The 12,243-nt window shown below is 69.2% G+C and carries 14 protein-coding genes; 13 read left to right on the forward strand and 1 reads right to left on the reverse strand.

Annotated elements, in window-relative coordinates; translation table 11 throughout:
• Positions 1–35 precede the first annotated feature (35 nt).
• The 13 genes from ACG04Q_RS12290 (at position 36) to ACG04Q_RS12350 (ending at position 11,347) form a co-directional block, all read left to right on the forward strand.
• Positions 36–977, forward strand: a complete 942-nt coding sequence (locus ACG04Q_RS12290) for a carbohydrate kinase family protein (RefSeq protein WP_394511211.1) — start codon at positions 36–38, stop codon at positions 975–977.
• Between the two features lie 74 nt (positions 978–1,051).
• Complete coding sequence (locus tag ACG04Q_RS12295; protein WP_394511212.1) at positions 1,052–1,855, forward strand: enoyl-CoA hydratase-related protein; 804 nt, start codon at positions 1,052–1,054, stop codon at positions 1,853–1,855.
• A 2-nt stretch (positions 1,856–1,857) separates the two neighbouring features.
• Entirely contained in the window at positions 1,858–2,286 is a 429-nt protein-coding gene (gene paaI / locus ACG04Q_RS12300) for a hydroxyphenylacetyl-CoA thioesterase PaaI (protein ID WP_394511213.1), read from the forward strand.
• A complete protein-coding gene (paaK, locus tag ACG04Q_RS12305) occupies positions 2,283–3,590 on the forward strand; it encodes a phenylacetate--CoA ligase PaaK (RefSeq protein ID WP_394511214.1) in 1,308 nt (435 codons plus the stop codon). The genes paaI and paaK overlap by 4 nt, the downstream gene beginning before the upstream one ends.
• 1 nt (position 3,591) lies before the next feature.
• Positions 3,592–4,605 (forward strand): 1,2-phenylacetyl-CoA epoxidase subunit PaaA, encoded by a 1,014-nt coding sequence (gene paaA / locus ACG04Q_RS12310; protein WP_394511215.1) that lies wholly within the window; start codon positions 3,592–3,594, stop codon positions 4,603–4,605.
• A complete protein-coding gene (gene paaB / locus ACG04Q_RS12315) occupies positions 4,602–4,895 on the forward strand; it encodes a 1,2-phenylacetyl-CoA epoxidase subunit PaaB (RefSeq protein ID WP_394511216.1) in 294 nt (97 codons plus the stop codon). Before paaA ends, paaB begins: the two co-directional genes overlap by 4 nt.
• Complete coding sequence (gene paaC, locus ACG04Q_RS12320) at positions 4,895–5,665, forward strand: 1,2-phenylacetyl-CoA epoxidase subunit PaaC (protein WP_394511217.1); 771 nt, start codon at positions 4,895–4,897, stop codon at positions 5,663–5,665. Before paaB ends, paaC begins: the two co-directional genes overlap by 1 nt.
• Entirely contained in the window at positions 5,659–6,132 is a 474-nt protein-coding gene (gene paaD, locus ACG04Q_RS12325) for a 1,2-phenylacetyl-CoA epoxidase subunit PaaD (RefSeq protein WP_394511218.1), read from the forward strand. Before paaC ends, paaD begins: the two co-directional genes overlap by 7 nt.
• 12 nt (positions 6,133–6,144) lie before the next feature.
• Positions 6,145–7,203, forward strand: coding sequence for a 1,2-phenylacetyl-CoA epoxidase subunit PaaE (paaE, locus tag ACG04Q_RS12330; protein ID WP_394511219.1), 1,059 nt, complete (start codon positions 6,145–6,147; stop codon positions 7,201–7,203).
• Positions 7,204–7,210: 7 nt separating this feature from the next.
• Positions 7,211–7,828 (forward strand): TetR/AcrR family transcriptional regulator, encoded by a 618-nt coding sequence (locus ACG04Q_RS12335; protein WP_394511220.1) that lies wholly within the window; start codon positions 7,211–7,213, stop codon positions 7,826–7,828.
• A gap of 17 nt (positions 7,829–7,845) precedes the next feature.
• Positions 7,846–8,991, forward strand: a complete 1,146-nt coding sequence (locus tag ACG04Q_RS12340) for an ABC transporter substrate-binding protein (RefSeq protein WP_394511221.1) — start codon at positions 7,846–7,848, stop codon at positions 8,989–8,991.
• Positions 8,988–11,030 (forward strand): phenylacetic acid degradation bifunctional protein PaaZ, encoded by a 2,043-nt coding sequence (gene paaZ, locus ACG04Q_RS12345; RefSeq protein WP_394511222.1) that lies wholly within the window; start codon positions 8,988–8,990, stop codon positions 11,028–11,030. Before ACG04Q_RS12340 ends, paaZ begins: the two co-directional genes overlap by 4 nt.
• On the forward strand, positions 11,027–11,347 hold the full coding sequence (locus ACG04Q_RS12350; RefSeq protein ID WP_394511223.1) for an MmcQ/YjbR family DNA-binding protein: 321 nt from the start codon (positions 11,027–11,029) through the stop codon (positions 11,345–11,347). Before paaZ ends, ACG04Q_RS12350 begins: the two co-directional genes overlap by 4 nt.
• 1 nt (position 11,348) lies before the next feature.
• On the opposite strand, the gene ACG04Q_RS12355 is transcribed toward ACG04Q_RS12350, so the two are convergent.
• Positions 11,349–12,068: a C40 family peptidase gene (locus ACG04Q_RS12355; protein ID WP_394511224.1), complete on the reverse strand. Its 720-nt coding sequence runs from the start codon at positions 12,066–12,068 to the stop codon at positions 11,349–11,351.
• Between the last annotated feature and the right edge of the window lie 175 nt (positions 12,069–12,243).

The following is a 12,243-nucleotide window of genomic DNA, read 5'->3' on the forward strand; positions in this document are numbered from 1 at the left end:
GCAGGCCTGCTGACGGCGCGTTTGAATGCAAGGAGATGATCCAGATCATGCACCCCGACCTGCCGCACTTCATCGCCTTTGGCGAGGCGTTGACGGATTTGATCCGCACCGGGCAGGACCGCTGGCGCAGCGCCTGCGGCGGCTCGCCATGGAACGTCGCGATGGCCATGTCGGCGCTGGGCCAGCTCAGCGCGTTTGCGGGCGCCATCAGCCGCGATCCGTTCGGGGACGAGATCTGGCGGGCCAGCCAGGATGGCAACCTGGACCTGCGCTTCATCCAGCAGCTGCCGCGGCCGCCGCTGCTGGCCGTGGTGCACGAGACCGACCCGCCGCGCTATTTCTTCATCGGCCAGGACAGTGCCGACCTGCATTTCCGGCCCGAAGGCCTGCCCGCCGGCTGGACGCGCGCGCTGCGCTGGGCCCATTTCGGCAGCCTGGGGCTGGTGCGCGAGCCTTTGGCGGGCCGGCTGCTGGCGCTGGCGCAGGCGCTCAAGGGCGAGGGCCGGCTCATCAGCTACGACCCCAACTTCCGCGCGCCGCCGATGGACTCCAGCTACGACGACACGCTGGAGCAGATGTGCCGGCTGGCCGACGTCATCAAGGTGTCTGACGACGATCTGCGCGGGCTGTTTCGCGTCACTGACTACCGCACGGGCCTCGCCCAGATTGCCGCGTGGAATCCCCAGGCCTGGCTGCTGCTGACGCGCGGCGAGGCCGGCGCGATGCTGTACCACGGCGTGGAGGAGTGCGCCGGGCTGCCGCCGCGTGTGGACGTGGTGGATGCCGTCGGCGCCGGCGACGCCGCCATGGCCGGCCTGCTGGACAGCCTCATGCGCGACGCCAGTGCACCCATCGAGCAGCACCTGCGCTGGGCACTGGCGGCGGGGGCGGCGGCCTGTACGGCACCGGGCTTTGCACCGCCGCGGCCGGGGCTGGTGGCAGCGCTGGCGGAAGCCGTGCAAATCACCGCGCCCTAGGGTTTTCCAGCGAGAGGCTTGATCCGCATCAAGCTCGGTTCTAGCATTAACCGACCGGTCGGTAGAGAAATGCAATGTCCGAACCCCTGATCCAGATCGAGCCGCATGGCGCGGTGCGCCTGCTGCGCCTGAACCGCCCCGACGCGCTGAACGCCTTCACCGCGGCGATGCTTGGGCAACTGCGCCAGGCGCTGGAGGCTGCCGCCGCCGATGCGACGACGCGCTGCGTGCTCATCACCGGCGCGGGACGGGCGTTCAGCGCGGGCCAGGACCTGGCCGACCCGCATGTGGCGCCCAGCCGCGAGCCGGGAGCGGCGCCCAAGGACATCGGGCACATGCTGGACCACTACTACATCCCGCTGGCGCTGCGGCTGCGCAGCATGCCGGTGCCGGTGGTGGCCGCCGTCAACGGCGTGGCCGCGGGCGCGGGTGCCAACCTGGCCTTCGGCTGCGATCTGGTGCTGGCTGCCGAGAGTGCCAGCTTCATCCAGGCGTTCTCCAGGATTGGGCTCATTCCCGATTGCGGTGGCACCTGGCTGCTCGCCCGGCTGGTGGGCCGCGCCAAGGCGCTGGAGCTGGCGCTGCTGGGTGACAAGGTCAAGGCGGCCGAGGCCGCAGCGTTGGGGCTGATCTCGCGCGCTCTGCCGGACGCCGAGCTGATGGATGCGGCCATGGCGCTGGCGCAGAGGCTGGCCGCCATGCCCACCCGCGCGCTCGCCGAGACGCGCCGCGCGCTGGACGAGGCGATGAGGCTCGACTACGAGCCCGCCCTGAAGCGCGAGGCCGCGCTGCAGAGCCAGTTGGGCTTCTCGTACGACTACCTCGAAGGCGTGGCTGCGTTCATGGACAAGCGCAAGCCCGAGTTCAAGGACCGCTGAAGATGGATGCGCAGGCCGTTGCCGAGAAGGTCCGAGACGTGATGCTGGCCGACGATGCGGCGAGCCGGGCTTTGGGTATGCAGATCGTGGAGGTCGCGCCCGGCCGCGCGGTGGCGACGATGACGGTGCGGGTCGACATGCTGAACGGTTTCGCCATCTGCCACGGCGGCCTGATCGCGACGCTGGCCGACTCGGCCTTCGCCTTCGCCTGCAACAGCCGCAATGCGCTGACGGTGGCGTCGGGCTTCGGCATCGACATACTGAAGTCGGCGAAGCTGAATGATGTGCTGACCGCCACGGCCGAGGAGACATCGCTGGCCGGCCGCACGGGGCTGTACGACATCACGGTGAAGAACCAGCATGGCGAGCTGATCGCGATGTTCCGCGGGCGCTCCTACCGCCTGGGTGACAGAAAGGTTTTCGAAGCATGACGGTGAAGACACCCCGCCCCGGAGATCTCGAACCCATCGAGACCGCCAGCCGCGACGAGCTGCAGGCCTTGCAGCTGCAGCGCCTGCGCTGGAGCCTGCAGCACGCCTACGACCACGTGCCGCACTACAAGGCCAGCTTCGACAGGGCGGGCGTGCATCCGGCCGACCTGAAGCAGCTGTCCGATCTGGCGAAGTTCCCGTTCACGACCAAGCACGACCTGCGCGCCAACTACCCGTTCGGCCTGTTCGCCGTGCCGCGTGAGCAGCTGGCGCGCATCCATGCGTCGTCGGGCACGACGGGCAAGCCTACCGTCGTGGGCTACACGCTCAAGGACATCGACCACTGGGCCAACCTCGTCGCGCGCTCCATCCGCGCCGCCGGCGGCCGCCGGGGCGACCTGGTGCACGTGGCCTACGGCTATGGCCTCTTCACCGGCGGCCTGGGCGCGCACTACGGCGCCGAGCGGCTGGGCTGCACCGTCATCCCGATGAGCGGCGGCCAGACCGAGAAGCAGGTCCAGCTGATCACCGACTTCAAGCCCGACATCATCATGGTCACGCCCAGCTACATGCAGGTGCTGATCGAGGAGTTCGCGCGCCAGGGGCTGGATGCGCGCGAGTCGTCCTTGAAGGTGGGCATCTTCGGCGCCGAACCCTGGACCGAGGCGATGCGCCGCGAGATCGAGGCAGGCGCGGGCATCGACGCGGTGGACATCTACGGCCTCTCGGAAGTGATGGGCCCGGGCGTGGCCAGCGAGTGCATCGAGAGCAAGGACGGGCCGGTCATCTGGGAGGACCACTTCTACCCGGAGATCATCGATCCCGACACCGGCGAGGTGCTGCCGGACGGCAGCGAGGGCGAGCTGGTGTTCACGTCGCTGAGCAAGGAAGCGATGCCCGTCATCCGCTACCGCACGCGCGACCTGACGCGGCTGCTGCCGCCCACCTCGCGCAGCATGCGCCGCATGGGCAAGATCGTCGGCCGCAGCGACGACATGCTCATCATCCGCGGCGTCAACCTGTTCCCCACGCAGGTGGAAGAGCTGGTGCTGCAGGAAAAAGGGCTGGGTGGCCAGTACCAGCTGGTCGTCACGCGCGACGGGCATCTGGACGAGCTGCTGATCCGCTGTGAGCTGGCGCTGGGGGCGGCCGACGATGGCATCGCCAAGCGGCTCGCCGAGCGCATCAAGAACCTGATCGGCGTCACGGCGACCATCCGTGTCGAGCCGAACAATTCCATCGAGCGCACGCTGGTCGGCAAGGCCCGCCGCGTCGTGGACCAACGCAAGAAGCAAGGAGCTTGAGATGTACACGCAAGCAATGGACTTGATGGCCCGCGAGGCCTCATCGAAAGGCGTCAAGGTCGTCAAAAGCGCCGAAGACCTGGCCCGCGAGGAAGCCTTCGAGGCCCGCATCACCGCCGGTGACTTCATCGAGGCCAAGGACTGGATGCCCGAGCACTACCGCAAGACGCTGGTGCGCCAGATCAGCCAGCATGCGCACAGCGAGATCGTCGGCATGCTGCCCGAGGGCAACTGGATCACGCGCGCGCCGACGCTCAAGCGCAAGGCCATCCTGCTGGCCAAGGTGCAGGACGAGGGCGGCCATGGCCTGTACCTCTACGCCGCCGCCGAGACGCTGGGCACCAGCCGCGACGAGATGACCGCCGCGCTGCTGTCCGGCAAGGCCAAGTACAGCTCCATCTTCAACTACCCCACGCTGACCTGGGCCGACATCGGCGTCATCGGTTGGCTGGTGGATGGCGCGGCCATCATGAACCAGGTGCCGCTGTGCCGCTGCTCCTACGCGCCGTATGCGCGGGCCATGATCCGCGTCTGCCGCGAGGAGAGCTTCCACCAGCGCCAGGGCTACGAGAGCCTGCTGACGATGATGCACAAGGGCACCGATCAGCAGAAGGCCATGGTGCAGGACGCCGTGAACCGCTGGTGGTGGCCGTCGCTGATGATGTTCGGCCCGGCGGACAAGGACTCGCCCAACTCCGAGCAGAGCATCCGCTGGGGCATCAAGCGCGTCACCAACGACCAGCTGCGCCAGAAGTTCGTCGACGCGACGATCCCGCAGGCCGAGATCCTCGGCGTGACCGTGCCGGACCCGGCGCTGAAATGGAACGAGGAGCGCCAGAGCTACGACTTTGGCGAGATCGACTGGGCCGAGTTCTGGCGCGTGGTGGGCGGCGAAGGCCCCTGCAACCGCGAGCGCCTGGCCGCCCGCAACAAGGCCTGGGACGACGGCGCCTGGGTGCGCGACGCGGCACTGGCGCACGCCCGCAAACAAGCCGTGAAGGCAGAAGCAGCATGAGCAATCCGAAGAACGAATGGCCTCTGTGGGAAGTCTTTGTCCGCAGCAAGGCGGGCCTGGACCACAAGCACTGTGGCAGCCTGCACGCCGCCGACTCGGCCATGGCCATCCAGATGGCGCGCGACGTCTACACGCGCCGCCAGGAAGGCACCAGCATCTGGGTCGTGCGCTCCGAGCAGATCGTCGCCAGCGACCCGACCGAGAAGGGCAGCCTCTTCGATCCGGCCGACGACAAGGTCTACCGCCATCCGACGTTCTACGAACTGCCGGACGAACTGAACCACATGTGATGGCCATGGACGCCAAGACCACCTACGTCCTGCGCCTTGCGGACACCTGCCTCATCCACAGCCAGCGCCTGTCCGAATGGGCCGGCCATGCGCCCGTGCTGGAGGAAGACCTGGCCCTGTCCAACATCGCGCTGGACCTGCTGGGCCAGGCCCGCGCGCTGCTGACCTACGCCGGGCAGCTCGAAGGCGCCGGCCGCGATGAAGACCAGCTGGCCTTCCTGCGCGAGGAGCGCGACTACCGCAACGTCATCCTCGTCGAGCTGCCCAACGCGGCGGCCAGCCCCAGCGATGGCGGCGGCGGGCGCGACTTCGCGCTGACGACGCTGCGCAACGCGGCCGTGGCGATCTGGCTTGAACTGCTCTACGAGCGCCTGCAGGCCAGCCCCGACACCGAGCTGGCCGGCATCGCCGCCAAGTCGCTGAAGGAAGTGCGCTACCACCGCCAGCACAGCAGTGACTGGGTCGTGCGCCTGGGCGATGGCACGGATGAATCCAAGGCCCGCATGCAGGCTGCGCTGGCCGTGCTGTGGCCTTACTTCAACGAGCTGTTCGCCGCTGATGGCGTGGACGGTGTCGGCCCGGCCTGGCGCGAACTGGAGCCCGCATGGCGCGCCCGCTGGGCCACGCTGATGCAGGAAGCGACGCTGACGCTGCCGCGCGATGCCGCCATGCAGCCGCGCGGCATTGACGGCATTCACAGCGAGCACATGGGCCACCTGCTGGCGACCATGCAGTTCCTGCAGCGCGCCTACCCGGGCGGCGTGTGGTGACCCACCTCGCCGCCGCCCGCGAGCGCCTGGCCCAGGTGCCCGATCCCGAGATCCCCGCAGTGACGCTGGTGGACCTGGGCATCGTGCGTGACCTGCGCGAGACGGCGTCGGGCGTCGAGGTGGTGCTGACGCCGACCTACAGCGGCTGCCCCGCCACCGAGCTGATCGCCGACGAAGTGCGCGCGGCGCTGGCCGAGTTCGGCGACGTGACCATCACGCTGCAGCGTGCGCCGGCCTGGAGCACCGACTGGATCACACCCGAGGGCCGCCAGAAGCTGCAGCAGTACGGCATCGTGCCGCCGCAGTGCAGTGCCGAGCAGGCGATCAAGGTCGTGCCCCGGCTGCGTTGCCCGCGCTGCGACAGCGGCAGCACGCAGCAGCTCTCCCGCTTCGGCTCCACCGCCTGCAAGTCCACGTGGCGCTGCATCGAATGCGGCGAGCCGTTCGAATACTTCAAACCGATCTGACCCGAGCTGGCCATGGCCCTGCACTTTCATCCCTTGCGCGTGACCTCGGTCGAGCGCGACACCGACGACGCGATGGTCGTCGGCTTCGAGGCCCCGCCCGAGGGCTTCGCTTTCGAGCCCGGCCAGTACCTGACGCTGCGCGCCAACGTCGGCGGGCAGGAGCTGCGCCGCAGCTACTCCATCTGCTCCGACCGGGCGCTCAAGGTCGGCATCCGCCGCGTCGACGGCGGCGCGTTCTCGACCTGGGTGCACGAGCAGCTGAAGGCGGGCGACGTCCTCGAGTCCTACCCGCCGCAGGGCCGCTTCGTGCTCCCCTCGGCGAGCGCGGGCCGGCACGTGCTGTTCATCGCCGGCGGCTCCGGCATCACGCCCATCCTGGCGCTGCTGACCGCGCTGCTGGAGCGCGAGCCGCGGTCGCGCGCGACGCTGATCTACGCCAACCGCCGCACCGCGTCGACGATGTTCAAGGAAGAACTCGAAGACCTGAAGAACCGCTTCATGACGCGGCTGTCGCTGCACCTCGTCTTCAGCCGCGAGGCCGTGGATGCGCCGCTGTACGCCGGCCGGCTGGACGCCGGCAAGCTCAGCGCCTTCCTGGCCGGCCCGGTGCCGGCAGCCAGCCTGGACGCGGTGTTCGTCTGCGGCCCGTTCGAGATGAACGACCAGGCCGAGGCCGCGCTGCTGGGCCACGGCGTGCCGGCCGAGCGCATCCACATCGAGCGCTTCGGCACGCCGCAGAGCCTGAGCGGCCAGCCCGCGCCGCACGCGGTGAGGCCGGGTGACGCGCCGGAGGCGCGCGTGACGGTCATTCGCGACGGCCTGTCGCGCGAGATCGAGTTCCACGCCACCGACCCCAGCCTGCTGGACGCCGCCGCGCGCGAAGGCATGGACGTGCCGTTCTCGTGCAAGAGCGGCGTCTGCTCCACCTGCCGCTGCAAGCTCGTCGAAGGCCGGGTGCGCATGGACAAGAACTTCGCGCTGGACAAGGACGAGGTCTCCGCCGGCTTCATCCTCAGCTGCCAGGCCCACCCGCTCACCGAGCGTGTCGTGATCTCGTTTGACGAGCGTTGAGCCCCGGATGCCCAGAAAAAGAGCCCCCACCTTCGAAGCCCAGCGTGACGACATCCTCGCCGCCGCCGCCCGGCTGTTTGCCGAGCAGGGCTTCAGCGCCACGTCCATGAACCAGGTTGCCGAAGCCTGCGGCGTGGCCAAGCCCACGCTGTACCACTACTTCCAGGATAAGCAGGCGCTGCTGGCGCAGATCTGTGATGGACACGTCCACCTGCTGCTCAAGCTGGTGGAGGAGGTCAAGGCGCAGCAACTGCCGCCGGCCGAGCAACTGGGCCTGCTCATCCGGCGCTTCACGCGCGCCTATGCCGGGGCACAGGCCCAGCATCGGGTGCTGACCAGCGAGATCAAGTTCCTGGGCGATGCCGAACGCGAGCGTCTGCTGGACGTGGAGCGGCGCGTCGTCAGCGAGTTCGCGACCGCGCTGGCGCTGGTGCGGCCCGAGCTGTGCGACGCCCGGCTGCACAAACCGCTGACCATGCTGCTCTTTGGCATGATCAACTGGACCTTCACCTGGCTGCGGCCCGACGGCGATCTGTCGCACGAGGCGCTGGCGGCGCTGGTCAGTGACCTGTTCTTTGGTGGCATCGGCGCCGTGCAAGTGCGCCAGCCCGCCGCCGTTCAATAACCCCGAGGAGACGACCCATGAAGCAATTCAAGCAAATCGCCCTGGCCCTGGCCGCCACGCTGAGCCTGGCGGCACAGGCCGACATCAACGTCGGCGTCACCGTGTCGGCCACCGGGCCGGCCGCGTCGCTGGGCATCCCGGAGAAGAACACGGTGGCGCTCATGCCCACGATGCTGGGTGGGCAGAAGGTCAACTACATCGTGCTGGACGATGCGTCCGACACCACCACGGCCGTCGCCAACACGCGCAAGCTCATCACCGAGAACAAGGTCGACATCGTCATCGGCTCCACCGTGACGCCCAACTCGCTGGCGATGATCGACGCGGTGTCGGAGTCCGGCACGCCGATGATCTCGATGGCCGCGTCGGCTCGCATCGTCGAGCCGCAGGACGCGAAGAAGAAGTGGGTGTTCAAGACGCCGCAGAACGACATCATGATGGCGCTGGCCATCGTGACGCACATGGTCGACAACGGCATCAAGACGGCCGCGTTCATCGGCTTCGCCGATGCCTACGGCGAGGGCTGGTGGGGTGAGTTCAACAAGATCGCCGCCACCAAGAAGCTCAACATCGTTGCGAGCGAGCGCTACAACCGCACGGACACGTCCGTCACCGGCCAGGTGCTCAAGCTTGTGGCAGCCCGGCCCGACGCCATCCTCATCGCCGGCTCGGGCACGCCCGCCGCGCTGCCGCAGAAGGCGCTCAAGGAGCGCGGCTACGCCGGCAAGATCTACCAGACGCACGGCGTCGCCAACAACGACTTCCTGCGCGTGGGTGGCAAGGACGTGGAAGGCACGCTGCTGCCGGCCGGCCCCGTGCTGGTGGCCGCGCAGCTGCCGGCCGACCACCCCGTGAAGAAGAGCGCCCTGGACTACATCGCCAAGTACGAGGCTGCGCACGGCAAGGGCAGCGTGTCCACCTTCGGCGGCCATGCCTGGGACGCCGGCCTGCTGCTGGCCGCCGCTGCACCGGAGGCGCTGAAGAAGGCGCAGCCCGGCACACCGGCCTTCCGCGCCGCGCTGCGTGATGCGCTGGAGAACGTGAAGAACCTGGCCGGCGCGCACGGCGTGTTCAACATGTCCGCCGCCGACCACCTGGGCCTGGATCAGCGCGCCCGCGTGATGGTGCAGATCAAGGACGGCGCCTGGGTGTTGATCAAGTGAGTACGCTGCAGAGCTACATCGCCGGCCGCTGGGTCGGCGAGCGCGCGGCCAAGCCGCTCGCGAGCGCGATCAACGGCCACGTCGTCGCGCACACGCATGAGGAAGGCCTGGACTTCGCCGAGAGCCTGGCCTACGCACGCGGCACCGCGCTGCCCGCGCTGCTGCGTACGCACTTCCAGGACCGCGCCCGCGTGCTGAAGGCGCTGGCCGCCTACCTGCTGGAGCGCAAGGAACAGCTGTACGCGATCAGCGCGCACACGGGCGCGACGCGGGCGGACTCGTGGATAGACATCGAGGGCGGCATCGGCACGCTGTTCGCGTACGCGTCCATCGGCGGCAAGGACCTGCCCAGCAGCAACGTGCTGCATGAGGGCCCGCCGATGCGGCTGGGCGCCAACAACCATTTCATCGGCAGCCATGTGCTGGTGCCCAAGCGCGGCGTGGCGCTGCACATCAACGCCTTCAATTTCCCGATGTGGGGCATGCTGGAGAAGTTCGCGCCCAGTTTCCTGGCCGGCATGCCCTGCCTCGTGAAGCCGGCCACGGCGACCAGCTATGTCGCCGAGGCCTGCGTGCGGCTCATCGTCGAGTCCGGCCTGGTGCCGGCCGGCGCGCTGCAGCTCATCATCGGCGGCACGGGCGACCTGTTCGAGCGGCTGGACGAGGCCGACGTCGTCACCTTCACCGGCAGCGCCGATACGGCGCTGATGCTGAAGGCCCACCCGAACCTGCTGAAGAAGAGCATCCCGTTCAACGCCGAGGCCGACAGCCTGAACTGCGCCATCCTCGCGCCCGACGTGACGCCAGACGATCCGGAGTTCGACCTCTTCATCAAGGAGGTCGCGCGCGAGATGACGGCCAAGGCCGGCCAGAAGTGCACGGCCATCCGCCGCACGCTGGTGCCGGCGAACCTCGTCGATGCGGTGGCCTCCGCTTTGAAGGCGCGGTTGTCCAAGACGGTGGTGGGCGACCCCGCCGTCGAAGGTGTGCGCATGGGCGCGCTGGCCAGCAAGGCCCAGCAGGCCGACGTGGCCGAGCGTGTCGCGCAGCTGGCAAGGAACTGCGAGGTCTTGCTGAGCGAGCGGGACGGCTTTGCGCCCAAGGGCGAGGGTGTGGCCGACGGCGCCTTCTTCGCGCCCACGCTGCTGCTGGCCCGCGACTCCGCGGCCAGCGATGCCCATCACCTCGAAGCCTTCGGCCCGGTGACGACGCTGTTGCCCTACGGCGACTTCGACGAGGCGCTGCACCTGGCCACGCTGGGCCGCGGCAGCCTGGTCGGCACCGTCTGCACGAAGACGCCGGCGCTCGCCGCCCAGGCCGTGCCGACGTTTGCCGCCTGGCATGGCCGCATGCTGGTGCTGGACCGCGAGGCCGCGCTGGAGAACACCGGCCACGGCTCGCCTCTCCCGAAGCTCAAGCACGGCGGCCCGGGGCGCGCCGGCGGCGGCGAGGAGCTGGGCGGACTGCGCGCCGTGAAGCACTACCTGCAGCGCTGCGCGGTGCAGGGCTCGCCGACGATGATCTCGGCCATCACCGGCGAGTACCAGCGCGGCGGCGCCGTCACCGAGAGCGAGGTGCACCCGTTCCGCCGCTACTTCGAAGATGTTGAAGTGGGCATGAGCCTGCTGACCCACCGCCGAACCGTCGGCGAGGCCGACATCGTCGCGTTCGGCGGCCTGTCGGGCGACTACTTCTACATGCACTTCGACGAGGTCGCGGCCAAGGCCTCGCCGTTCGGCCAGCGCATCGCGCATGGCTACTTCGTGCTGTCCGCTGCCGCGGGCCTGTTCGTCAGCCCGGCGCCGGGCCCGGTGCTGGCCAACTACGGCCTGGAGAACCTGCGCTTCGTCACGCCGGTCGCCATCGGCGACACCATCCAGGCGCGGCTCACCGCCAAGCGCAAGATCGACCGCCCGCCGCGCGACGACCAACCCGCCCAGGGCGTCATCGGCTGGGACGTGGCCGTGACCAACCAGCGCGGCGAGCTGTGCGCGAGCTACGAGATCCTGACGCTGGTGGCCAAGCGGGTGGCCGGGTGAACGCGACGCAGGCCCGAGCGATCGCCTTGGGCCTGCCCGGTGCGGTCGAGAAACCGCACCACGACCTCACCTCGTTTCGGCTGACGGGGGCCAAGGGCCGGATCTTCGCGACGATGACGCCCGACGGCACCGAGCTGCGCGTCTTCATCAAGGACGAGGCGGCGCGTGATGCGTGGATCGCCCGCGAGGCGGGTGTCGTCGAGCCGTTGTTCTGGGGTGCCAGGCGTTGCGGCGTGAGGCTGCTGCTGGCGAAGGCCAGGCCGGGCTGGGTGACGGAGCTGCTCGCGCAATCCTGGCGCGAGAACGGCGGGGCCTGATTCAGCGCGCCGCGGGTGCTTCTGCGGCGGCCTTCAGGTCGGCCCGGCGGGCGCCCGTGAAGCGCTTGGACCAGTAGGAGTCGCGCATGTCCTCCACGCGCACGGCGCTGCCGGTGCGGGGAGCGTGGATGAACTTGCCCTCGCCGACGTAGATGCCCACGTGGCTGAACGTCGCGCGCATGGTGTTGAAGAACACCAGGTCGCCGGGCTTGAGCTCGTCCTTGCGAATGGCCAGCAGGCTGTTCATCTTGGCCTGCTCGTCGGCGCGGCGCGGCAGCACCAGGCCCACGCTCATCTCGAAGATGTGGCGCGTGAAGCCGCTGCAGTCGAAGCCGTTCTCCACCGAATTGCCGCCCCGCGTGTAGCGCACGCCGAGGAAGTTCATCGCCGACAGCACCAGGTCCGACGCGGTGTCGCGCACGCTGTCCAGCAGCCGCGCGGGGGCGCTGGGCTCGCCGTTGACGGCGATCAGGCCGCGTTCGCTGAGGAAGCGGCTGACCGCGTCGCCGGCCGTGGCCGGCTTGGCGGCAGGCGCGGCGGCGGCCTTGTCGGCGGCGGCTTGCTGTTGCTGCTGCAGGCTCTGCCCGTAGGCGCCCGTCATCGTGCCGGGAGGCGGCATCGTCGACGCCTGGGCCACGCCCTGCGCATGCGCGGCGCAACCGAGGGCCAACAGGCCGGCGGCAGCGATGCGGTTCAGCAGGGCAACGGAAACCAGGGACATTCGGAACGAAGTGACTCGGGACGCGGGCCGCGAGGGCCGGATAGCAGAGGTGGGACAGCGGCGCGCAGGGTAGGGGGGTACCCCCGCACCGTCAACCGAAGCAGACGTAAAGCCGGCGATTTTCAGGGCAAACCCCGGCTTGGCGACCGGCGAACCCCGTGAAAACCCTGGATTC

It is taken from the genome of Pelomonas lactea, assembly GCF_043555885.1.
Classification (GTDB): domain Bacteria; phylum Pseudomonadota; class Gammaproteobacteria; order Burkholderiales; family Burkholderiaceae_C; genus Pelomonas; species Pelomonas lactea.